Genomic DNA, 24,459 nt, shown 5'->3' with positions numbered 1-24,459 from the left:
CCAATCATGCTTTATTTAGAAAATCCGCTGCTCAAACTTTATCTAAATCTGATCGGATGGGTGGCGTTCGGATTTTTTCTCGGCCACCTGTTACCGAGAAGCTATTCTACATATTTAGCCAAGTTTCTTTTCTTCTTTGGTACGCCATTGAGCATTGTTGCTTTCATCCGTAGCGCTAATTTATCTGCCGCTATTTTGATTGCGCCGCTGACAGCTTGGGCGGCAATTCTAGCAGGTGGAGGACTCGCTTGGATTTTGATAACTTTTGTTGTCGGCGAGGAACGTTTTAAGACTCTTAATCGGAGCCCCCAAAATAGCCCGGAGTACACCAGCGCTTGGAGTTTGCCCACTCAAGGCAGCTTCTTATTGGCAACGATGGTGGGTAATACGGGTTTTTTAGGCATTCCCGTCACCTTGTCCTTATTAGGCTCGGAACACTTTGCCTGGGCGTTGTTTTACGACTTGCTAGGCACTGGCATGGGAATCAATATACTGGGAGTTGCTATTGCTTCTCACTGCGGTAAAAGTGTGCAAAGTCAGAGTTGGTTAGCTCCCCTGCGGGCAATTTTTCAGAATCCGGCACTGTGGGCTTTTGGTTTAGGATTTGTCTCGCGAACCTTGCCGCTGTCGGCACAAATCGCAGAATTGTTAACAACAGGTGCTTGGACTGTAATTACTTTATCTTTAATTACGATCGGGATGCAGTTGAGCAAGTTGAATTCCTTGCACAACCTCAAACAAGTTTTGGCTTGTCTCGTGATTAAAATGCTGTTAGTTCCCTTGGTAATTGGCATGGGATTAACATTTTTTGGGATCGCGGGCGTGCCGCGACTTGTGCTAGTGCTGCAAATGGCGATGCCTCCTGCTTTTGGTACTACGTTGTTGGCCGAAGCTTTCAATCTCGATCGCGAATTAGCAGTAACTGCGATCGGGATGGGCTGCGTTAGTTTATTGTTTACTATTCCAATATGGATGCGGTTATTTGGTTTTTAAGCTGCTGTGCATCTAATTTGAGAGTCAATTTTTCTACAATTATTGTGGGACGGGCATCCTGCCCGTCTCGGTATTCAATTTAGATGCGTAGCAGCTTAATCAAAATATTAATTTTAGTAGACGATCGGCGATGGATGTTTGTAGTAGAAATTTGGCAAAAAGATAGTCAAGAACAGGCATCCTGCCTGTTCCACAACAATTATGGGAGATGTCTAGTGAGGACTTGCATTCGTCACTACAAACCAATTTGACGGCAACTCCCGACACTGGCAAAACTTGCCGCGCCACGGGAGCCAGATTGCCAAAATCTCAACTATGCTAACGTAGGCAAGCAGCAATCCCTTGTCACGAAGGCGATTAACATAATTTCAAACTATTTATTTTATTGAGGAGCGGTGTATCCCCTATGGCAAACCTGATAGGCACAGACAGCAACGACTTTATTCTAGGAACTCCGCTGGGCGATCGAATTCGCGGCTTAGATGGCGATGACACGCCCCTGGGTGCGGGAGGAGATGACACCCTAGAGGGCGACGGCGGCAACGACCAGCTTCTTGGAGCTGACGGAGCAGATTCGCTGCTTGGCGGTGAAGGAAATGACGAACTCATTGGCAACCAAGGCCGCGATTTTGCGAGCGGCGGGAACGGCGACGACTCGATTCGCGGCGGTTTGGGCAACGACATCCTCGAAGGCAACGACGGGATAGACAGCGTGGTGGGAGACGCCGGGGACGACTTAGTTAGTGGCAACGCAGGCTCGGATGTGATTGCCGGCGGTACTGGCAACGACACCCTCACAGGGGCTGACGGCGACGATTCCGTGTTCGGGAATGCTGATGACGACTTTCTCTACGGGAATGCGGGGAACGATTCTCTCAACGGCGGTAGCGGCAGGGATCAAATGTTGGGCGGTGGCGGCAACGATTACTTTACCGCCGACGAGGGCGACGACACTTTGTACGGCAATGCCGACAACGATTCGCTTTTCGGAGACGCTGGTAATGACCAGATATTCGGCGGCAAGGCTGACGATACAGCTTTTGGCGGCACCGGTTCCGATACCCTTCGCGGCGATGAAGGCGACGACTCGGTACTGGGAGATGAAGGTAATGACTTCTTGTTTGGTGGCAAAGCTAATGATGGTATCGACGGCGGTTTTGGCGATGACTCCTTGGCAGGAGGTATCGGCGACGATACCATTTTGGGCAGTTTCGGCAATGACAATTTATTTGGGGCAGAGGGTAATGATTCTTTAATCGGAGGCGAGGGGTCGGATACTCTGACTGGCGGCAGCGGCAGCGATGTCTTTGGATTGGGAGCCGGGCCTGGCAGTCTGGCTTTAATTACTGATTACAATGACACAGAGGATTTCTTTGGACTGCCGAGCAATTTATCTTTCGCTCAACTGCAAGTTCGGCAAGGTAACGGTGCCAATGTCAGGGATACAGTAATTACGACGCTCGACGGCAAGCTTTTAGCAATTTTGATCGACACTCCGGCGGCGCTGATAGAGGCGAATGATTTTATCGCTGTGACTGGGACGGTTACTCCCAGGCCAACTAGGACTACAGTTACAACCACAGTTACAACCACAACTACAGATATAGCGGAGGCTGCAACGGAGGCTGCAACGGAGGCGGAGTCTCCGACTCCAACTCCGCCTCCGACTCCAACTCCAACTCCTCCTCCGACTCCAACTCCTCCTCCGACTCCAACTCCGCCTCCGACTCCAACTCCGACTCCAACTCCAACTCCGCCTCCAACTCCAACTCCGCCTCCAACTCCAACTCCGCCTCCGACTCCAACTCCGAGTCCGACTCCGGCTCCGACTCCCACGCCGACTGCTTCGAGGATTCCGATTCCGCCTACTGTTAGCGTGCCTGATTCGCCTCTGCTATCAATTAGTTCGATCCCCCCGGCACCGAATCCCGGACTATTGCCAATGCCGAGCCAGACGCCGATATTCCCGACGGTGCCGAACCCGATACCCTTACCTCCTACACCTTACGGGTTCTAGGTGCGATCGCGCCGCTCAGTGATGAGTTTGAGTTAATGTAAAACTCACTAAACTCATCACTCAAAACTATTTAACGTCTTGGGGAGTTTCGGCCGAGTCTTCTGGCGACTCGGCTGGAGAATCTTCTAGGGGAGATAATTGTTGGCTGTACCCCAAGAGCGATCGAAGTTTCATGCGGTGGATGTAAGGCCAGCCGCCATTGGCTTCAATATTCCTGAGCAGTTTGTAAAGTGCTTGGCGGTTGTCGGGAAAAGACGCTTGAAACAAACCGTCCCGAATTTCCCGGTGCGAAGCTTCCAGCCTCCGCAGCAGGGCCAAAAGCAGCAGACTGTCTCCCTGACAACTTTCGGCTAAAGTCCGAATCGCCTCTGTCAGCGATTGCATTTGAGACTGCAACTTTTCTGACTCTAAATCTTTGCCGTTGTCCATACTGCTGCTTCCTTTGAAATCTACAAGGCCTTTGTCCCCAGCCTTTTGGTCAACCGACTAATCGAGCTAGTCGCGATCGCCATTCGGGGTCATAAGCAAAGTAACTTAAGTAGGTTGACTTAAGCAATATTAATTTCCAGTCCAAGTCAGGAAAAGAGCACAACCCGTCGTACCATGTGTATTGGGCTGCGATCCGAACATGATTGAGAAATCATAAGTTCATGCTTATTTTCACGACCCACTAGCTTGATTTTTTGAGTCAATGCCGGTCTCGGTGAAGCGAGGGATCAGGATCTAAATGCTACCCTAAGCGCTGGCCTAGCCTGCCGGCGGGCAATTATATTTTGCTCGAAGTAGGGCTTTTTCTTAATATAATCCGATGTTGGATATTGAGGTTTGGAATGAAATATCGTGCTTTAATTGTTGCACTTTTAGCTTTTTGCATGAGTGCGCTGGTTGCTTGTTCTTCTGCTCCTGACACGACGGTGGCGACTACCGAGTTGCTCACCTACGACGAGATTAGAGGTACTGGCTTGGCTAATAACTGCCCTAGCTTGGCAGAAACTTCTCGGGGATCGATCCCCATCGAAGCGGGCGCCACCTATAAACTGACTGGTTTGTGTTTGCAGCCCACAACTTATTTTGTGAAGGAAGAACCAGCAAACAAACGCCAAGAAGCGGAATTTGTGCCTGGTAAATTGCTGACCCGGTTCACGTCGAGCATTGACCAAGTTCAAGGTACGCTCAAGGTCGGTACTGACGGAACTCTGACTTTCACAGAAGAAGACGGCTTGGATTTTCAAGCTATTACGATTCAATTACCGGGCGGAGAGCAAGTACCTTTCTTGTTCACTATTAAAGAACTGGTAGCCAGTTCCGCTCCCGGAGTGGTTGCTATCAATACTTCCACCGATTTGAAAGGGGAGTTTAACGTTCCTTCTTACCGCAGCGCAGGCTTTTTAGACCCTAAAGGTCGTGGGGTATCGACTGGCTATGACAATGCTGTAGCGCTTCCGGCTACTGACAATGCCAAACTACAACGGTCTAATGTTAAGCTGGCTGACACTCGCACCAAGGCAGGCAAAATTTCTCTCCAAGTTGCTAAAGTCAACAGCGCCACGGGCGAAGTTGGCGGGATTTTTGAGAGCACGCAGCCTTCTGATACTGATTTGGGAGCTAGACCGGCTCTGGACGTGAAAATTCGGGGTTTGTTTTACGCTCGCATTGAGCCTTCTGTATCGTAAAATTGGCTTTCTGGATCGATCGAACTTGAGCAGTTTCTGGCCGTAAAGCTTCTGCTCGCCCTTCATTAGCCAACAGTCTTGAGCAACATAACTTAGGACTGTTGACTAATGACTAAATTTATGATTGAATTGTGGTCATTCGCAAGCTATTAAGTTGGGATTTTTTATTAATTAAAGTTTTGTATTCACAGCGCTTTCAGCTTATAATATAATTTTCAAAAATCCTGGTTAAATTCGGGATTGGGTCGAAAGCCTTCTAGCTGGTAAAAGTCTGCCTTCTGCCGAAAACCGTCGGATAATCCCGCTCAATCCGTTCACGTTCCGAAAACTCAACTGGTGTGTCCGCTATCACACCTATTAAGTGCTAGGATTACACTACCTAAAAGTGAATTTTTTTAGACTAGATTAGAAGCTAGATCTAAAGCAACCTCAGTCCTCTGCTCTACCAACCCTTATGTCACCATGTCTACCACAGTGCCGAACGAGCTAAAAAGCGAAAATTTGCAATTGTTGCGCGATTACCAACTTTCTGGATCGAATGAAATCCGCAATCAGTTAGTTAAACTGAATATTGGACTGGTCAGAAAAGAAGTTTACCACTGGCTCAACCAGTGCGGTGAAAGCTACGACGATTTGCTGCAAGTCGGATGTATTGGGTTGATCAGGGCGATCGAGCGGTTTGATATCGCCAAGGGACACGCTTTTAGTTCCTTTGCAATTCCCTACATACGGGGCGAAATTCAACACTACTTGCGCGACAAAAGCCCTTCGGTGCGCTTTCCCCGCCACTGGCAGTCCCTGGAGCGCAAATCAGTAGCAGCGATCAAGGATTTGCAAGTGCAGTTAAACCGCAAACCTACGGATGCTGAAGTAGCAGCAGCCCTTGAGGTTTCTGTACAAGAATGGCAAGAAATTAAGTTGGCCCATCTCAACAGATCGCCTCTGAGTTTGGACGCGCCGATGCAAGATGAAGATGAGGGGGCGACTTGTCTGGGAGAATTGGTGCCCGATAGCAAGTATCGGAGTTTTCAGTTGGCGCAAGAGGATCAAATTCGCGTACAGCAAGCTTTGGCTATGTTGGAACAACGGACTCGCGAGATATTGGAGTTTGTTTTTCTCTACGATTTGACCCAGAAAGAAACGGCTGAACGCTTGGGTATCAGTGCGGTGACTGTTTCTCGGCGAGTTAAGAAGGGGCTGGATTTGCTCAAAGAGATTATGACTAAACAGCTTTAGTCATTAGTCAGTTGTTGGTTGTCAGTTGTGAACAGTTAACCGTTAACAGTTAACCGTTAACAGTTAACAGTGAACCGTTAACAGTCAACAGTCAACAGTCAACAGACTAATTTTTAGATGCTGCGGACAAATTTATCGAGCCTTTCTACGGCTTTTTTAATTGTGCCTAAATCTGTGGCGTAAGACAAGCGAATGTGGTCGTCTGCACCAAACGCAATCCCCGGAATAACTGCTACTTGCTGCTGTTCTAAGAAAGCGTCGCAAAATTCCAGAGAATTCATTCCAGTCTTGCTGATGTTGACAAACATATAGAAAGCACCGTCTGGTTTAATACAGCTAATTCCAGGGACAGCATCGAGTAATTCAAATATTACCTGACGCCTTTCGGCAAAAGCTAGACGCATTGTTTCGACAGACTCTTGACTGCTTTCCAAAGCTGCGATCGCGCCGTACTGTGCAAAGGTACACACGTTTGAGGTACTGTGACCTTGAATGGTGCTGGTGGCTTTGATTAATTCAATCGGCCCGGCCAAATAACCGACTCGCCAGCCTGTCATCGAGTAAGCTTTAGCAAAACCGCTGCTGATCAGAGTGCGATCGAAGATTTCTTTGCCCAGGGAACCGATGCTGACGTGTTGGGCGCCGTCATATATAATTTTTTCGTAAATTTCGTCAGCAACGACTAAAATATCTCGATCGACTATCACCTCGGCCAATGCTTTGATTTCCGCCGGAGAGTAAACCATTCCCGTCGGGTTAGAAGGCGAATTCAGTACAAATAACTTGGTTTTGGGAGTAATCGCTTTACTCAGTTGTTCCGGTGTAATTTTATATCCTGTAGAAGCATCAGTCCGTACAATTACTGGCTTGCCGCTAGCGAGTTTCACCATTTCAGGGTAGCTTAGCCAGTAGGGAGCCGGAATAATTACTTCCTCTCCAGGCTCGATCAGAACCATCATCAGATTGTAGAGGGAATGCTTGCCACCGTTGGTGACAATGATATTTTCTGGTTGATAGTTGAGATTGTTGTCGGATTGGAGTTTGCGCGCGATCGCAGCTTTTAACTGCAGTTCCCCAGCTACAGGGCCGTACTTAGTCTTCCCCGCGTCTAAAGCTTGTTTTGCCGCTGCTTTAATGTGTTCGGGGGTATCAAAGTCGGGTTCTCCCGTACTCAAACTACAGACATCAATCCCTTCGGCCTTCATGGCTTTAGCCTTAGCGGCGATCGCCAAGGTTATAGAAGGAGGAACCTCACCCACTCGTGCTGCCAACTTAATCATTGGATTTTAGATATTAGATTTTTGACTTTAGATCTTAGGGTGACAAATGTTGATATTCAACCCTGTTGTTAGGGAATTATGACATTTGTTTACATACTACGTAAAGGATTAAGCAATTAAAGAATAAAAATTAAAAAAGTTCTTAGTTTTAATTTTTATTTTAAAATTTTAAAATTTTCACGTTATTATTGTAGCATTTTTGATGCCTCGTTACCCTCAACGCCGATCTGCAAGCTTATGGATCTCAAATCTCTGATTCGCGACATTCCTGATTTCCCCAAACCGGGAATTCTGTTTCGAGACATTACAACTTTGCTGCGCGACCCGCAAGGGCTGAGCTACACCATTGACAGCTTAGCCGAAAAATGCTCTGCAATGTCTGTTGACTACGTAGTGGGCATGGAATCGCGGGGCTTCATCTTTGGCGCGCCGTTGGCTTATAAAATGGGAATAGGCTTTATTCCTGTCCGCAAGCCGGGGAAACTGCCAGGTGCGGTTCATTTTGCTGAGTATGAGTTGGAGTACGGTGTCGATCGACTGGAGATGCACCGAGATGCGATGACAGCCGGCAGTCGCGTGCTGATTGTGGACGATTTAATCGCCACTGGCGGAACAGCGGCAGCGACGGCTAAATTGTTAGAGCAAGCTGGCTGCGAGCTTGTCGGTTTTGCTTTTATCATTGAATTGCAGGCCTTGGGCGGCAGGCAGAAATTGCCCGATGTGCCGATCGTCACGCTAGTGGAATATTAGTTAGTTAACTGTTGGCAGTTGACAGTTGACAGTTGACAGTTGACAGTTGACAGTTGACAGTTGACAGTTGACAGTTGACTGCTGAATAAAAACTCCTGACAAATAATATCCTTGATCTTTGCATCGCAATTATTTATTTCTCTCTTCTCTTTCTCTGCGTTCTCTGCGTTCTCTGTGGTTAAATCATTCCGATGCAACCGGCATTAATATCATTCACAATTCTTCAAATCTAAAATCTAAAATCTAAAATCCTATGACTTCTCTTAAATTGAATCAAAATTGGCGAGGGTTGAGTTCTCTGTTTAGCAGCGAGACATTTACTTATGTTTTCAAGCGACTGTTGCAGGCACTTTTAACCCTATTTTTGGCATCGATGCTTTGTTTTGCAATTATTGAGCTAGCACCGGGAAATTACTTGGATACATTGAGCCAAAATCCCAAGATTTCGCCGGAGACACTCAAGCAACTCGAACAGCAGTTCGGCTTAGATAAACCAGCGATTGTGCAGTATTGGCTGTGGCTGCAACAAATTGTGACGCGGGGGAATTTTGGCACGAGTTTTGTGTATCAGCGATCGGTAGCTTCGCTGCTGTGGGAACGGGTACCGGCGACGTTATTAATGGCGATCGCATCTTTGATTGTGACATGGGCGATCGCGATTCCTTTGGGAATTGTCGCCGCCGTCAATCAAAACCGCACAGTCGATCGAGTTCTGCAAGTAGTCAGCTACACGGGACAAGGATTTCCGAGCTTTATCACAGCGTTGCTGCTGCTATTTTTTGCTCAGAATACTTCGCCTCTGTTTCCCGTCGGAGGAATGACAAGTATCGACCACGCAGACTTACCTTGGTGGGGCCAAATCCTCGATTACGGCTGGCACTTAATTTTGCCAACAGTCGCCCTCAGCCTTACTGGTTTTGCGGGTTTGCAAAGATTGATGCGCGGACAATTATTGGACGTGCTGCGTCAAGATTATATCCGAACAGCACGGGCGAAAGGTTTGCCGGACGATCGAGTAATTTACATTCATGCTTTGCGGAATGCTGTTAATCCGTTGATTACGCTGTTGGGTTTTGAGTTTGCTAGTTTGTTGAGCGGTGCGTTTATTGCCGAATATTTCTTTAATTGGCCGGGTTTGGGAAAGCTGACTCTGGATGCGGTGAACAATCAAGATTTGTATTTAGTAATGGCTAGTTTGATGATGGGTGCGACGATGTTGATTGTGGGGAATTTGTTGGCGGATTTGCTGCTGAAAGCTGTCGATCCTCGGATTAAGCTGGAAGATTTGAAATAGAAGACTTCACTCAGTAATATGAGGTACGCAAGGGCGATTTGTAATAGTCAACAGTCAACAGTCAACAGTATTCCCATTACCCATTCCCGATGCCCCCTGACCCATCTCGGAGTGTTTTATGTCAGAACAACAACCAAACGAGCCAATGAGTTTTAGTCGCTTTGCGGACTGGTGCAGGCATATTGACAGTCTTTCAGAATCGGCAAGGTACACAGTTAAAGTGTTGTTAAACAAGGCTGTCACTGATGACCCTGAAGCAGCGGAGCAGATACTTTCAAGCATGACAACACTGTATCTCTACGACAATCAAATTACCGACATCAGCGTCCTCGGCTCGCTCACCAATCTGACCACACTGCATCTGGGCCACAATCAAATTACCGACATCAGCGTCCTCGGCTTGCTCACCAATCTGACAATACTGTCTCTTGACAACAATCAAATTACCGACATCAGCGTCCTTGGCTTGCTCACCAACCTGAGAGCACTGTCTCTTGACAACAATCAAATTACCGAGATCAGCTTCCTCGGCTCGCTCACCAATCTGACAGCACTGTTTCTCAGCACCAATGGAATTACCGACATCAGCTCTCTCGGCTCGCTCATCAATCTGACCAGACTCGAGGTGTGCGACAATCAAATTACCGACATCAGCGCCTTGCGTAAGCTCACCAATCTGACAGGAGTGAATCTCTACAACATTCAAATTACCGGTCTGTGCGTGTTAGGCGAACTCGCGCAGAAACGTCTTACTCTCTCGACTAGGCCAATTGATGCTCAAAAAGCCACAGAAGCAGTCAAAGTTGCCTATGCCGCTATTGACTTAGAAAAACCTGAAGTTATTATTTGCAGCAGTCCCCGCGACGCTTATCTCCAAATCTTCAACTTGCCCAAAGGCGACCATTTACAAAACTGCTCAGACGAAGGGGACAGCAATAGATTGGGGGAAAAGCTAGATTGGAAATGGATCTCCGTGTCCCCATCGATTGTGGGAGAATTTGCCAGTCCGGCGGTGTGGGACTATGAGCTCCGTAGCATGACGATCGAGCCCGAAGCAGACAGCACACTGAGTTCGCTAATGAGGGAATTGGTTAACAGCTATGGGCGATCGGAACAAACGATGGGGAATGTTTTTCCCGCTCATTTGTTATCCCTGAGATTCTTTGAAACCCCCACGAGTTTGTTAAAAAAAATCTCTTTGACCCAATTGTATATCTCTTCATTAGGCGTCAATATTTCCCAAAAGGCACAAGAAATAGTTTGCTCCCAAAAGCTGTTTTTCGAGCATTGCGGTTGGATATTTCCCTTTGAAAAGATTTGCTTTGTGTGCGATCGCCCCCGGCACCTGCACTTTGACAGTCAAAACCGCTTGCACGCGGAAGGAGAACCTGCGATTGAGTTTGCGGATGGATGGAATTTTTACTATTATCACGGCGTAAAATTGCCTGAAGAATACGGCAAACTCCACCCCAGTAAATGGCAATCCCAATGGCTTTTAACAGAAGAGAATGCCGAGCTGAGGCGAGTGTTAATTCAAGGAATTGGTTACGATCGCATAATTCAAGAATTGTCAGCAAAACAAATAGATAGTTGGCAGGAATATGCACTATTACAAATAGATAATGCCGATGTCGAGCCGATTTTTTTGTTAAAAATGACTTGTCCAAGTACGGGATTGATTCACGCTTTGAGAGTTCCACCTAACCTGACATCAGCTAGGGAGGCAATTCGCTGGGTAAATTGGGATATTGATCCAGAGGAATTTTCCCTGCAGACTTAAATCTATAATAACTCTCAATCCTTCATGAAGATTTGTAGGGGTAGTGGATGGTGCGGGCCTACCCCGATCTGGGCAATTTACGCACGGGTGATCGGAAACTGTTTTTTTTGGGAATACTTTAATTATAACACCTAAAACCCTACAAAAAACCAGGTTTCTTTGGTGTTGATGCGTAATATCCTGTCCGGTAGATTAGCGATTTGTCGTCGGGCGGGCGCTGGTTTATGAGATTGTCGGTTTTCGGCAATTATTGTCGGTGAACCTGCCCCTACAAGACATGGCGTTTGTAATAACGGATCGGATATATCTGAGATTTTTTAGCAGTTTAAATTACCAGTAGGGGCGAGTTCGTTAGTAGGATTAAAGTTGGCATACGGGTTAAACAAACCCGCCCTACCTACCAAAAATCTTCTTATTAACTGGTGTGTATAGCAATCCGATCTGAGTCTCACAACACAACGCCCTCTTGTCTTCCTAGACTTCTTGTATAGCAAGACTTTCAGATTTTACAGATCTAGAAAATCACTTAGGATTGCTATAGATATCAAATCTATCGGACTCTATCTAACTCTTGTTAATACCAGAGATTGCTCTATCAAACTTCTATCACCGCTGAAAATATGGTACAACAACTAGCAATAGAAACTCGCGGGCTGACGAAACAATTCGATCGCCATATAGCAGTCAATGACATCGATTTGCAAGTAGCAGCAGGCGAAGTATGCGGGCTCATCGGCCCCAACGGTGCTGGGAAAACTACTTTGCTGCGGATGTTGGCGGCGGCTGAAGAACCGACTATAGGGGAAATATACATCAATGGGGATAGGTTATTGCGCGATCGATCGCACCCAATTCTCAAACAACGCATCGGCTTTCTCCCCGACGACTTTCCCCTCTACGACGACTTGACTGTTTGGGATTATTTAGACTATTTTGCCCGACTCTACAACCTCCAGCAACCGCGCCGCCGAGAGCGCATCAACTTTGTTTTAGAACTCGTGCAACTCACCAACAAGCGCAACAGCTTAATTTCCACCCTTTCGCGGGGGATGAAACAGCGCCTGAGTTTGGGGAGAACGATTATTCACGAACCGCTGTTGCTGTTGTTAGACGAACCTGTTTCTGGCTTAGATCCGATCGCCCGAATGCAGTTCCGCGAAATTATCAAACTTTTGCAACAAGTGGGCATGACTGTAGTCATATCATCTCACGTCCTCAGCGACTTAGCCGAACTTTGTACCTGGGTTGGTATCATGGAACTCGGATATCTGGTCGAAAGCGCACCTTTACAAGAACTTTACAAACGCCTCAGCCGCCAGCAAATTTTGATGTCGGTTTTAGGCAATAATTTAGCAGCGCTAATATCCGAGTTAAAAAACTTTCCTTGGATAGAAAATTGGGAAATAGTCCAGGAAACTAATCAGGTGTGCGTTAACTTTTCGGGAAGCCGGGAAGATGCCGCCAATTTATTGCGCGAACTCGTCACGGCAAAGATTCCCCTAACCGAATTCCACTGCACTCAAGAAGACTTAGAAACCATCTTCCTCAAGATGGGACACCAGCAAGCATCTTAATTTAGTCGTTTCCATAATCAAATTAATTCTTTGTGGAACGGGCATCTTTCCCGTTATTGAAAATAATTCAACAGTGAGTTATAACTGAGTTATATTCTTTACGGTTGGACCGGAATTATTTAACCGCAGAGAGCGCAGAGGACACAGAGGAAGAGAAGAGAGAGAATTACCAATAACTAATCAACCATGACACTCAACTTACTGGACAAAATCGGCAACTGGAATCCCCAGTTATTTCGAGAAATCAAAGGCCGCTTGAATATTGGCAATATGGCGATCGCATCTGCTTTCTCATTAGGGCCTCAACTGCTGCTGTTCATGTATTACACCGCCCAGTTACCCGTTGCCCTTCGTAATGTCGATCGTACTGAACCGATTTATAACAGATTTTGTGTTTTAAAGACGACCACTGACACAAAACCAGGAACAAAATGTCTCACAGATACCTTGGGTAACATAGTAATTGATTGGCCCAAGTGGTGGGTAGAAATATTTATTTGGCTGAGTATATTTAGCGTGTTAGTCCTATTAGTAGCAGGGACTTATATGCTCGTCAGTGACTTAGACAAGGAGGAACGCCGGGGTACGCTCAACTTTATTCGCCTCAGTCCCCAATCTGCCAACACCATTTTTATTGGCAAAATTCTCGGTGTCCCTATTTTAGTATATCTAGCAGCAATTCTGGCGATACCACTACATCTATACAGTGGATTAGCTGCTCAAATACCTTTGAATGAAATTTTATGCTTCTACATGGCGATCGCAGCCAGTTGTAGTTTATTCTACAGCACTGCGATGCTATTTGGATTGACAACCAGTTGGTTGGGAGGATTTCAACCTTGGTTGGCTAGCGGTATCGCTTTGTTTGTGTTTGTAATCTCTACAATTAAGTTGACAGTAACTGCTGGGGATTTAGGAACATTTGTATCTGCCATTGGCATCCTAAGATATCTAATTGTTGGAAGAATGGATAACTACGAATTCAATTCATTAGGTGCAGACATACACCAGTTACAATGGTTTTACTTGCCCATCGGTAAAAATATTGTAAGTGGCATTATTTTGTCTATGTCAATTTGTAGTATCGGAACCTATTGGATGTGGCAGGGATGGCAGCGCCGTTTTCCCAATCCCACTACTACAGTTTTGAGCAAGCGACAAAGTTATTTTGCTGTTATCTGCTGTCAGCCCATTATCTTAGGCTTTGCACTCCAATCTGACCCCCTAGCCTACGGTAAAACTTTTCCTTTGCTAACCTTGAATTTGGTGATGTTCTTAATTGTAATAGCATCTTTAACATCTGACAGACAATCTTTGTATGATTGGGCAAGGTATCGGCAACAAATTGTTCCCAGCGGTCAAAAGTTGTGGCGACGTTACCCACTACTCGATTTGGTTTGGAGCGAAAAAAGTCCGGCTGTAGTTGCGATCGCGATTAATCTCCTCAGCTCATCCTTCATTTTACTCAGCGGACTAATTTTAATACATCGGGGCGAGTTTCAAAAGTCTCACACAAGCATATTTTGGAATGTCATTCTCGGTATCAATCTGATCCTCATCTACGCAACCATCACCCAACTATTCCTATTTCTCAAAACCCGCAATCAGGAAATTTGGGCCGTAGGTACTATCAGCGGTGCTATCTTGTTACCACCTGTGATTTTATCTATGCTCTTGCTCACTCCAGAAAAAAATCCTGTCTTCTGGCTATCTTCAACCTTTCCGATTTTTGGGTCTTTTTCGCCTGACATAGGATCTGGAACTACGATTTTGATTTCGATACTCAGTCAGTGGACTGTGTTGCTGTTGTTGAATCTCAAATTGCGATCGCAACTGAGACTCGCAGGGCAATCAGCTTCTAAAGCACTGCTGAAAGCTTGAAAAAGCAGGGGTAGGGATCAAACGTGAAACTCCGATTCAGGCAGGGGCTTAAACCCCTGCCTGAAAGCTTAAGTCGTCTTCAGACGACTGTTCGACTAACTTATTATGCCAATTCCGCATTTATACTCTACTTTATATTGAGCGCTGGTGGTCGCTGCTACACACAAAGCCCACCTTCGCAGGCTTTAAGATTAAATTTGAAAAATAATTTCTAACTGTACAGATCCAAAATTATAGAGTCAGCGTATATTACTAATGAACGCAATACAAAATTTCATAGGTTCGCACCCTAAAAATTTCAGCTTGCCTGTTTTCAGTTGAGGTGCGATCGCGCTTGGCTACACAGCAAACTCTAAAATACGGCTAAGTGATATGTATTGAGGAGTGGGTTTATTTGAATCGGGGGGCCGGTTTATATATCATTTTAGCGGCGTGTAATAGTTTTATGGCAACCCACCCCTAAAGCCGAAAATAATAAAAACTATCCTAAAAGTGCGAATTTGTGATATTTTGACTGAGAATACCGCCGCCGTTAGGCCACAGAAGTATCAAAATTAGAGGGTGATTAGAGCATGGCAGAAATTAGAGACACCGCACAAGCAAATTTGCTAGCAGGAACTCCAGAAGATGACCTAGTTTTTGGTTTGATGGGCAATGACACCATTGCGGGAAATTCCGGTAATGACAGCATTTTTGGAGGTAAGCAAAGCGATTTAATTGATGGCAATTTAGGTCAAGATTCGCTATTTGGAGATTTAGAGAACGACACTATTAACGGCGGAGAAGGTAACGATTTTTTAGTGGGCGGAAAAGGCAGCGATTCCATATCGGGAAACTCCGGCAATGATGTTTTGTCCGGGGATCGAGATACTGATGTCCTGATAGGGGGAGAGGGGGCAGACCTATTTGTTTTGAGGCGCTACGCTGAGGCTGACCCTTTCCTAACCAGTGGCGGTGTTAGTTTGGCAAATGCGGACGTGATCGCCGATTTTGTACCAGGTACAGATTTAATCGGTTTGGGGGAAGGTATCAGTTTTAGCGACTTGAATATTCTGGAAGCTGGAAACGATACTGTTATTCAAGACCGAGTGACTGGAGAATTTCTCGCTACTCTCAGAGGGGTGAGACAAAGTGCAATTAACCAGGCAAGTTTCACTAATAATATTGGCAGCGTTGTTCCCAGCCCCCCGCCTCCAGCGCGGACAACGGCTTATGCTTTAACTCCTGCTAATCGGATTGTGGGTTTTAGTCTTTCCAATCCGGGAAGTGTGCTCTCAGATTTGCCCGTGACTGGATTGCCAGCGGGAGAAAGTTTGCTGGGAATTGATTATCGGCCGGCTAACGGCAGACTTTACGGTGTGGGTTCTAGCAATCGCTTGTATACTGTCAATCCGATGACTGGCGAAGCAAGTCCAGTCGGTAACGGGCAGTTTGCTGTTCCCCTAACTCCGGGGGCTGCGGGTTTTGATTTCAATCCGACAGTCGATCGAATTCGGTTTGTCAATCAAGCCGATCAAAACGCCCGCCTCAACCCGGATAACGGGGCACTTGTGGATTTTGACACGCTGGCGGGGGGAATTCAACTCGACGGGAATTTGGCTTATGTTGCGGGCGATCGCAATTTTGGGTCAAATCCTGCAGCAGCAGGGGCTGCGTACACGAATAACTTTGCGGGCGCAACTTCGACCACACTATTTGCAATTGACAGCGATTTGGATGTTTTGGTGCGACAAGATCCGCCGAATAATGGAGGATTGAATACGATCGGATCTTTGGGAGTTGATGCTACTAGCGTTCTCGGCTTTGATGTCAGGAGTATTGGCGGCCGCGAGGTGGCAGTGGCGGCGCTGGAAGTTGGTGGGATTTCCGGCTTGTACAATATCAATTTAAGTAGCGGTCAAGCTTCCTTTGTCGGTCAAATTGCCGACGGGAGACAGATTAACGGTTTGGCTTTGCCTTTGCCTACAGCTTACGCTTTAACTGTCAGAAATGGCGCTGAAACAATTGTCGGTTTTAACGAGGCGGCACCGCGGGCGATTCTCAGCGACGTGGCAGTTACAGGGTTGCAGCCCGGAGAAAGTTTGCTGGGAATTGATTTTCGCCCCGCTAACGGTTTGCTTTACGGTGTGGGTTCTAGCAATCGCTTGTACGCGATCAATCCCGTTACTGGGGCTGCAAGTGCAGTCGGTAGCGGACAGTTTGCTGTTCCTCTAACTCCGGGGGCTGCGGGTTTTGATTTCAATCCGACAGTCGATCGAATTCGGTTTGTCAATCAAGCCGGTCAAAACGCCCGCCTCAACCCGGATACCGGGGCAATTGTCGATGTTGACACGCTGACGGGGGGAGTTCAACTCGACGGGAATTTGGCTTATGCTGCGGGCGATCGCAATTTTGGCAATCCCGGCGCGGCTGCTGCTGCTGCGTATGTGAATAACTTTGCAGGGGCAGCTTCGACGACACTGTTTGCAATTGACACCAATTTAGACATTTTGGTGCGGCAAGATCCGCCGAATAATGGCGTGTTGAATACTATCGGGTCTTTGGGAATTGATGCTGGTACCGTTCTCGGCTTTGATATCAGGAGTGTTGGCGGTAACGAGACGGCTTTGGCGGCGATCGATGTTGGCGGAGTTTCCAGTCTATACAATATCAATTTGACGACCGGTCAAGCTTCGATTGTCGGTCAAATTGGTGACGGGCGAGGGATTAAAGGTTTAGCACTGACTTTGATTTAACTGCTAGATTCCCAGCGATTTTAGGCATCAATTATGTACTTTTTAGGTAGAAAGTTGAAAAAAAATCAACTTTTCTACAATCTGAAATTGTCAGTCTAAAGTCGTTTGGGCAATTCCCAATTCCCAATTTGAGGTAACATATTATTTTGCCAACCAAGATAATATGTTATCTCAAGTTTTTTACTTGCTACGTTCCCGCAGTGACGGCAAATATCTGTCCGCGAATCCCAATCCAGATGCGGCAGTGAGTTACCTGCTGATGTTTCGCGAAGACTATGACGCTTTGAGCTATCTCAATGCCCACGCTGCTGATGTTGCCGATCGATTCGGAGTAGAATCGATTTCCGGTTCTCAGGTAAAAAAGCTGCTTGAACGTTGGGGCTTTAACGGTGTGGGGGTTGTTCAAGACCCGCTGTTACCGAATATTGAGTTTTTATTGACAAAGGATTGACAATTGACAAGATTTGCGCTTCACCCGGTTTCAGGAAGAAATCGGGTTTTTTCGTCAAGTTTTGAGGATATCGCCCGATCGAGCTTGTACAGTTCTGTGCCCCATATCTAGTGCAAATTGTCAAATATATTAACCTTTTACCCTAAATCTGAATCCTGTTGTATATTCGTAGTCTGTTGATTTATTCCGACACGTCAGTACACAACCTATGGTTCGAGAATTAGAGCGATCAAGTGCCAGCGATCAACGCAACCTGTCCGATTTCCCCGAAACAGCACCCGCAGCCAATCCAGTATTTTTTAGGACTTACAGCCGCCGTACCGAGACAGGAAGGGAAACTTGGGCCGAAGTGTGCGCGAGAACAGTCAAGGGGCTGCAAAAGCTGGGAAACCTCACTCCCGAAGAAACACAACTGCTGCACCGGATGCAAAACGAGCTCAAAACCCTCGCTTCAGGCCGCTGGCTGTGGGTAGGTGGCAGCAAATGGATCGAGCAACCAGAGAATTTTTCCGGCGCATATAATTGCTCATCAACAAATATTCTCGACTGGCGTTCCTTTGGCTTGTTGATGGACTTGGCAATGATGGGCTGCGGCACTGGGGCAGTCTTGGAACCACAATATATCAACCAACTGCCGCCTATCCGCAACCGTTTAACCCTAACCATGCAAGGCGAAATCGGCTCTACACCCGCCCAGTCGCGCCGTCAAGAAACAGAAGTAAAAATAGCAGAAAAAACCGCCACTATTTATGTCGGAGATTCTCGCCAAGGTTGGGTACAATCCTATCAAACTTTGCTGGAATTATCCACAGATGAAAGATTTGCAGGAGAAGTTCAAGTTTTCATCGATTTGAGCGATGTTCGCCCGGTGGGAGAACCTTTAAAAGGTTTTGGCGGAGTAGCAAATCCGGTGAAATTGCCAGACCTTTATCAGCGCTGCGCCGCAATTTTGAATAAAGCTTTAGGGCGGCAGTTAAATTCAGTTGAATGCTGCGTGTTGATAGATGAAGCTGCGGTCACGATCGTCGCTGGCAATATACGCCGAAGCGCGGGGATTCGTCAATTTGATTCAAGTGATGAACTGGGCGCAAATGCTAAAAATAATCTGTGGCAGCAAGATGAAAATGGCAACTGGAAAATCGACCCCGATCGAGATGCTTTGAGAATGGCAAATCACTCTCGCGTTTTTCATCATAAACCGACGCGGGAAGAGTGTATTGATGCCGTTCGCCAACAGTATTATAGCGGAGAAGGTGCGATTCAATGGTCTGGGGAAGCCATAGCAAGATCTAACTGTGATATCTTAACAAGTCCTGAACTCAAGGATGAATTTCTCAAAGCCTACGCTCTTGGCAACAGTAAGCATTGGTTGCAAAAGCATTATCCTCACATTTCTGAAACTGAAATCAATCACCGTTTGGCTCGCTATGGTTTAAACCCTTGTCATTCGGGCGACACATTAGTTTCAACTGACCAAGGATTAGTCCCTATCAAAGATTTAGTTGGCAAGCATTTTAAAGCCTTAGTTGATTTGCGGTCTGTGGGACTAGACGGGTTGAAATTAACTGATGCGATCGCCTTCTCTACGGGTGTACAGAATACCTACTCTATCACACTAGAAAATGGGCTTCAGATGAGATGTACTGCTGACCATCAACATTTTACCGATCTAGGTTGGGTAGCAACCAAAGACTTAACCCCCGATCGCGCTATCTTCATCCAGAGAGGAGAAGGGAGTTTTGGCAAAAGTACGATCGCAGTCACTCAAGCTCAAATGTTAGGTTGGTTGTATGGAGATGGTTCAATTTACCAAGGAGCTAAAGGCTTAGACGCAGTATTCTACATCAATCAAAAGGAATATTCAACTGTATTTCCTGTTCTATTTGAAGCCGTTGAATCTTTGACAGGCTATCCCCACAAGCCCAGTATAGTTAAAGGAGTCTATACTTTTCACAGTGGCTCACCTTTGATGCACTCATTCCTTGAAGAATTAGGGATTCAGTCTAAAGACTGTTTGCCGAATACATTTCTATCTCAATCAAAAGAGGTAATCATTGGTTTCCTTCAGGGATTGTTTTGTTCCGACGGTAGCGTGAGTATTAAAGCAAAGCACATAGAACTTCGCAACCGTTCTCAGGAATTACTGAAACAAATTCAACTATTGCTGCTCAACTTGGGAATCAAAAGCAGTCTAAAAATCAAGGAAAAACCAGGTGGTAAAGGAGTTCCATATACTTTAAAGGATGGCACTGAGAAAGTCAGTAATAACCGAGGGAGTTGGCGAATCATAATTTACTCAGGAGATGGAGCCAAAAACTTCTGTAAATTGATTGGTTTCCCACTTGTGCCAGAAAAACAACAGCGTTTAGAGCAACTTGCTATCAAACCGCAAACCAGGAATTACAGCGAAGCAGTTGTCAAACACCGCTATACTTCAAAAGTGAAAAGTGTAGAAGAGTTCGGAGAAGAAACAGTCTATGACCTCCATGTTCCCTTAACTCACTCTTTCATTGCTAATGGTTGTATTACTCACAATTGTGGGGAAATCATTGGCTCGAATTTTCATTGCAACCTTTCGGAGGTTCACCTCAATCAACTTGATCCTTACAATTTCAAAGAACAGGAGGAAGCTTTCACCGCCGGAGCTCTATCTGTCGCCGTACTTCTCAATCACAAATTTCTTGAACCCCGCTATCAATACAGCCGCGAATTAGACCCGATTGTCGGCGTATCTTTCACGGGATTGTTCGATTTCTTCGTTCATGCTTTTGGCGTTGAGTGGCTGCGCTGGTGGGTGGAAGGCCGCCCGCAAACTCCCCAAGGAATCGCGTTTAAACAGCGGGAAGAAGAGTATTTGAGTGGTTGGCGCGAGATTGTCGATCGGGTAGTATGGGATTATTGCGATCGCCATTCCTTAAAACGCCCAAATCGCTGCACAACGGTTCAACCATCGGGTACTAAATCTCTGCTGACAGGTGCTTCTCCCGGCTGGCATCCGCCGAAAGCCCAGCGTTTCATTCGCCGAATCACTTTCGGCAAAAACGACCCCGTAGCCCTCGCCTGCATCGACTACGGATACAACGTGATTCCGTCTCAATCTGACAAAGATGAAAACGGCAATTTGCTGAACAATCCCTTCGATGAACGCTGTACAGAATGGCTGGTAGAAATACCTGTTGCGGTAAGTTGGGCTGACTTGCCCGGTGCTGATGAAATTGACATTAACAAGTTCTCAGCAGCGGCACAAATGGACTTTTATATGCAAGTGCAAAAGTTCTATGTCAGACATAACACTTCGGCCACGATTGAACTGCGCGAAAATGAAGTGGAAAGTTTGGGCACTCGGATTTATGAAGCGATTCGCGATGATGAAGGCTACATTTCCGCAGCGCTTTTGGCTCGGTTTGATGCTCTTGAAACTTTCCCGCGTTTGCCCTTTGAACCGGTGAGCAAGGAAATTTACACCAAGATGGTGCAAGAGGCATTAGGACGCCGCGAAATTGATGTTTTTCACGCGGCTTTGAGTCGCTATGACTTAGGTGAAATGATGGATTCGGGGCCGGCGGGCTGCGATTCCGATAAGTGTTTGATGCCGGAGACTAAGGCTATATAATACCGTTGAACTAAATCCCCCAAATGGGGGATTTTTTGTAATTATTTTCAGCAAATAGACGGTTGAAACCGCCGCATAATCGAGGGGGGAGCTAAAAATGCTATCATTCGAAAATCAGAGATTAAAGTTGTGCTGAATTAATAAAATGCAGAGGCTTTAGTGCAATGTCAGACAACCAGAATGAACCTAGAGAATACGATGCCGTCCTCGGCGGTCAAAATTCAATTCCTGTCAATGCTGCGGTACTCGGAGGCATTCCCGGCGTTAAAAGCCGCTTAGCCTCGCCCGCTGTCGAAGCTAGAATCGCCGCACTCTCCGAAGCGTTGAGATATGGAAAAGCAGGCTTAGATTTGATAATTGGAGGATTGCAAGATGAGTCAATGCAGGTAAAATTTGCTGCCTATTCACTGCTAAAAGATAGAAATGAGGGGGAGATTAAACAACATTTACAGAACTATTCTCCTATATTTGAATTTGATGTCATCACAGTCGATGCGTATGGAAAAGAAAACAGTCGCAGTAAGTCCTTTGCTGGCTTTTTTCCTGAAGACTTAGGTGACGGAATTGTACTGGAAATGGTTTACATTCCCGGCGGCACATTTATGATGGGTTCCTCCAACAGCGAAGAAGGACGACAGACTTGGGAAAGTCCGCAGCATCAAGTCACAGTACCGGCCTTTTATACAGGAAAATACCCCATCACCCAAGCACAGTGGCAAGCAGTCATGGGAAAAAACCGATCGGGTTTCAAAGGTGAAAAACGTCCTGTAGAAAATGTATGGTGGACTGAGGCCATCGAATTCTGTGGCAAACTCTCGCAACAAACCGGGAAAAAATATCGCCTCCTAAGTGAAGCAGAATGGGAATACGCCTGTCGTGCTGGTACAACCACCCTATTTCATTTTGGGGAAACGATTACCCCGGAATTAGTCAACTATAAAGAAGACTACTTCTCCCCAAGGGCCTGCCAAAAACTTTCCTACCCCGAACAAACAACCGATGTCGGGAGTTTTCCCCCCAATGCTTTTGGACTGTACGATATGCACGGCAATGTTTGGGAGTGGTGCAGCGATACGAGCCACAATAGCTATAACGGCGCACCAACTGACGGAAGTTCATGGGAAACTAGCTCAAATAATAGCCGAGTGCAGCGTGGCGGTTCCTGGTTCAGCAGTGCGGTCTTTTGCCGGAGTGCGTATCGTAGCATGAATTCGGTGGGCTACAGCTTGAGGGATAGTGGTTTTCGCGTAGCAGTAGCGTCGGTTTCTTCGCCCTCCTAGTTTTCCCGCGAGGATTCTTCTCTACTCTTTTACCCTTGAGGAAATCGGCGATTGAAATCGCTTCTTGTCAAACGAAGTCCGCCTGCGCGGACTAAGAGAACATAGCCGTGTCCTGCGTTATTTGAAAATATCTTTCCGCTTCTGCAACAGCAAAGTTGCGGTTAAATAAACTGCTGCGTGCAGGCCTAAAATTCCCCAATTCAAAGCCAAGTTTTGCAAAGTCGGTTCGTAGACTGCACTCTTCTCGAATAACTGCGGTAAGATTGTACGATCGCACAATCTTACCGCACTTTTCTCAACCCTTCACATAATAATCCCGCGTTCCCTTCGCATTCATCGCTTCTCCGAGTCGATTTAGCCCGTACACGTAAGCAGCAGTTCTCATGGAAACTGACAATTCCTGAGATTTTTTCCAAATTGCTTCAGTTTCTTCGACCATTTTATGCTTCAACCGCTGGTTGACTTCCTCCAGCGTCCAATAAAGTCCGCTGCGGTTTTGCACCCACTCAAAATAACTAACCGTTACGCCTCCGGCATTGACTAAAATATCAGGAATTACCTGAATTCCCCTCGCTTCTAAAACCAAATCAGCAGCAGAATCAATCGGCCCGTTAGCTACTTCAAAAATAAACTTAGCCTTAACATCATTAACATTCGCTTCAGTTATTTGATTCTCCAAAGCTGCTGGAACCAGCACGTCTACATCTAATGCTAAAAGTTGCTCATTTGTCAATATTTCGTGTTCGATAATATTGCAAACCGAATCTTCGCAGTAAACAGCTTTGATACCTTTGTTAGAGTCTTTAAAGCTTCTAATACTGGGGATATCCAGACCTTGTTTAGCATAAATTCCCCCTTGGGAATCGCTGACAGCAACAACTTTGTAACCTGCTTTCCAGAGCAGTTCTGCTATTTCGGCACCGGCATTACCAAAACCTTGTACTGCTACAGTTGTATCTTGAGGATTTAGCTCAAATTTGGGTAGAATAGTTTGTACTACAAAAAAAGCACCCATTGCGGTTGCGGTATCTCTGCCCAAACTGCCACCAATTGTCACTGGTTTACCAGTCACTACCGCTGGAGAAAGCTGCCGCTTAATAATATTGTATTGATCCATCATCCAACCCATAATCATGGGGTTGGTGTAGACATCCGGCGCGGGAATATCGACATCGGGGCCGATGAAATCTGCGATCGCATCGACATAGCCCCGGCTCAACCGTTCCAATTCCAGTTTGGACAATTCCTTGGGATTGAGAGTAATTCCGCCCTTGGCTCCTCCAAAGGGCAAGTTCAAAACTGCACATTTAAAAGTCATCCAAAATGCTAAGGATTGCACTTCATCAAGGGTTACTCCCGGATGATAGCGCACTCCTCCTTTAGACGGGCCTCTGGTATTGTCGTAGCGCACCCGATAACCTTGGAAAATTCGCAGGGAACCGTCGTCCATCCGCACGGGTATCGATACAATTAAACTGGATTTGGGGTGTTTCAGCCGTTCGATCGTATCCTCGGAAAGCGACACATATTTTAAGGCTCGTTCTAATCGGCGACTGGCATCGGCAAATAATGAATCAGACATAAGAAGTTAGTTGTTAGTTGACTGTTGAGTGTTGAGTGTTGACTGTTATCAGAGAGAAGAAGGCTTTGGGTGCTTAAGCTAATTTAATCACAATCCAGGTTGAATTCTGTCAACTGTCAACGGTCAACTGTCCACACAGTGCCTTGTGTCGATCGACTTTTCGAGCAGTCCCAAGCAGCGATTAAGCAGATACACTTACAATAGAGGGTGATATTTAAGCTCAAGCCTCAATTTGAGTTCGATCGCTCAAATCAGTGCCAGCCATCAGGGGAATTAAATTCTGAAATAGATCGAGGCTTTAGCTGACGTTAGAAACTGAA

At 46.3% G+C, this 24,459-nt stretch carries 17 protein-coding genes and 2 pseudogenes; 15 read left to right on the top strand and 4 right to left on the bottom strand.

What is annotated here, in order from left to right; all coding sequences use genetic code 11:
- Nucleotides 1-6 precede the first annotated feature (6 nt).
- The 3 genes from QUB08_RS03130 (at nucleotide 7) to QUB08_RS03120 (ending at nucleotide 3,010) form a co-directional block, all read left to right on the top strand.
- A complete protein-coding gene (locus tag QUB08_RS03130) occupies nucleotides 7-993 on the top strand; it encodes an AEC family transporter (RefSeq protein ID WP_333223409.1) in 987 nt (328 codons plus the stop codon).
- A gap of 83 nt (nucleotides 994-1,076) precedes the next feature.
- Complete coding sequence (locus tag QUB08_RS03125) at nucleotides 1,077-1,244, top strand: hypothetical protein (protein ID WP_333223407.1); 168 nt, start codon at nucleotides 1,077-1,079, stop codon at nucleotides 1,242-1,244.
- Nucleotides 1,245-1,399: 155 nt separating this feature from the next.
- Nucleotides 1,400-3,010, top strand: a complete 1,611-nt coding sequence (locus QUB08_RS03120) for a calcium-binding protein (protein ID WP_333223405.1) — start codon at nucleotides 1,400-1,402, stop codon at nucleotides 3,008-3,010.
- A gap of 66 nt (nucleotides 3,011-3,076) precedes the next feature.
- Here the strand turns inward: QUB08_RS03120 and QUB08_RS03115 are convergent, their stop codons facing one another.
- Nucleotides 3,077-3,439 carry a hypothetical protein gene (locus QUB08_RS03115; RefSeq protein ID WP_015175500.1) on the bottom strand — a complete coding sequence of 121 codons (363 nt, stop codon included), beginning with the start codon at nucleotides 3,437-3,439 and terminating at the stop codon, nucleotides 3,077-3,079.
- Between the two features lie 401 nt (nucleotides 3,440-3,840).
- On the opposite strand from QUB08_RS03115, the gene QUB08_RS03110 reads away from it, so the two are divergent.
- Together QUB08_RS03110 and QUB08_RS03105 are read left to right on the top strand one after the other, a co-directional pair.
- Entirely contained in the window at nucleotides 3,841-4,683 is an 843-nt protein-coding gene (locus tag QUB08_RS03110; protein ID WP_333223404.1) for a photosystem II manganese-stabilizing polypeptide, read from the top strand.
- A 462-nt stretch (nucleotides 4,684-5,145) separates the two neighbouring features.
- Complete coding sequence (locus QUB08_RS03105; RefSeq protein WP_333223402.1) at nucleotides 5,146-5,919, top strand: RNA polymerase sigma factor SigF; 774 nt, start codon at nucleotides 5,146-5,148, stop codon at nucleotides 5,917-5,919.
- Between the two features lie 113 nt (nucleotides 5,920-6,032).
- Here QUB08_RS03105 and QUB08_RS03100 read toward each other — a convergent pair whose 3' ends face one another.
- A complete protein-coding gene (locus tag QUB08_RS03100; protein WP_333223400.1) occupies nucleotides 6,033-7,199 on the bottom strand; it encodes a pyridoxal phosphate-dependent aminotransferase in 1,167 nt (388 codons plus the stop codon).
- Between the two features lie 237 nt (nucleotides 7,200-7,436).
- Between QUB08_RS03100 and QUB08_RS03095 the strand changes: the two genes are divergently transcribed.
- The 10 genes and pseudogenes from QUB08_RS03095 to QUB08_RS03055 all read left to right on the top strand — a co-directional run bounded on the left by QUB08_RS03095 (nucleotide 7,437) and on the right by QUB08_RS03055 (nucleotide 22,557).
- Nucleotides 7,437-7,949, top strand: coding sequence for an adenine phosphoribosyltransferase (locus QUB08_RS03095; RefSeq protein WP_333223398.1), 513 nt, complete (start codon nucleotides 7,437-7,439; stop codon nucleotides 7,947-7,949).
- Between the two features lie 253 nt (nucleotides 7,950-8,202).
- On the top strand, nucleotides 8,203-9,243 hold the full coding sequence (locus QUB08_RS03090) for an ABC transporter permease (protein ID WP_333223396.1): 1,041 nt from the start codon (nucleotides 8,203-8,205) through the stop codon (nucleotides 9,241-9,243).
- Nucleotides 9,244-9,361: 118 nt separating this feature from the next.
- Nucleotides 9,362-9,949: pseudogene (locus QUB08_RS32085) on the top strand (leucine-rich repeat domain-containing protein); the annotation flags it as partial.
- Nucleotides 9,950-10,513: 564 nt separating this feature from the next.
- Nucleotides 10,514-11,023 (top strand): annotated as a pseudogene (locus QUB08_RS32080) (DUF6745 domain-containing protein); the annotation flags it as partial.
- A gap of 620 nt (nucleotides 11,024-11,643) precedes the next feature.
- A complete protein-coding gene (locus tag QUB08_RS03080) occupies nucleotides 11,644-12,597 on the top strand; it encodes an ABC transporter ATP-binding protein (RefSeq protein WP_333223392.1) in 954 nt (317 codons plus the stop codon).
- A gap of 186 nt (nucleotides 12,598-12,783) precedes the next feature.
- On the top strand, nucleotides 12,784-14,478 hold the full coding sequence (locus QUB08_RS03075) for a hypothetical protein (RefSeq protein WP_333223389.1): 1,695 nt from the start codon (nucleotides 12,784-12,786) through the stop codon (nucleotides 14,476-14,478).
- Nucleotides 14,479-15,050: 572 nt separating this feature from the next.
- Nucleotides 15,051-17,213, top strand: coding sequence for a DUF4394 domain-containing protein (locus QUB08_RS03070; protein WP_333223387.1), 2,163 nt, complete (start codon nucleotides 15,051-15,053; stop codon nucleotides 17,211-17,213).
- A gap of 163 nt (nucleotides 17,214-17,376) precedes the next feature.
- Nucleotides 17,377-17,664 (top strand): hypothetical protein, encoded by a 288-nt coding sequence (locus tag QUB08_RS03065; protein ID WP_006630975.1) that lies wholly within the window; start codon nucleotides 17,377-17,379, stop codon nucleotides 17,662-17,664.
- A gap of 208 nt (nucleotides 17,665-17,872) precedes the next feature.
- Nucleotides 17,873-21,277 (top strand): ribonucleoside-triphosphate reductase, adenosylcobalamin-dependent, encoded by a 3,405-nt coding sequence (nrdJ, locus tag QUB08_RS03060; protein WP_333223385.1) that lies wholly within the window; start codon nucleotides 17,873-17,875, stop codon nucleotides 21,275-21,277.
- Between the two features lie 164 nt (nucleotides 21,278-21,441).
- On the top strand, nucleotides 21,442-22,557 hold the full coding sequence (locus QUB08_RS03055) for a formylglycine-generating enzyme family protein (RefSeq protein WP_333223384.1): 1,116 nt from the start codon (nucleotides 21,442-21,444) through the stop codon (nucleotides 22,555-22,557).
- Between the two features lie 117 nt (nucleotides 22,558-22,674).
- Here the strand turns inward: QUB08_RS03055 and QUB08_RS03050 are convergent, their stop codons facing one another.
- Together QUB08_RS03050 and QUB08_RS03045 are read right to left on the bottom strand one after the other, a co-directional pair.
- A complete protein-coding gene (locus QUB08_RS03050; RefSeq protein WP_333223382.1) occupies nucleotides 22,675-22,836 on the bottom strand; it encodes a hypothetical protein in 162 nt (53 codons plus the stop codon).
- Nucleotides 22,837-22,852: 16 nt separating this feature from the next.
- Entirely contained in the window at nucleotides 22,853-24,139 is a 1,287-nt protein-coding gene (locus tag QUB08_RS03045; RefSeq protein ID WP_333223380.1) for a Glu/Leu/Phe/Val dehydrogenase, read from the bottom strand.
- Nucleotides 24,140-24,459: the final 320 nt, after the last annotated feature.

Source organism: Microcoleus sp. BR0-C5 (assembly GCF_036705045.1).
In the GTDB taxonomy this organism is placed as follows: Bacteria; Cyanobacteriota; Cyanobacteriia; order Cyanobacteriales; family Microcoleaceae; genus Microcoleus.
The sequence above is the reverse complement of the archived record's forward strand: the minus strand, read 5'-3'. Positions and strand labels throughout refer to the sequence as shown.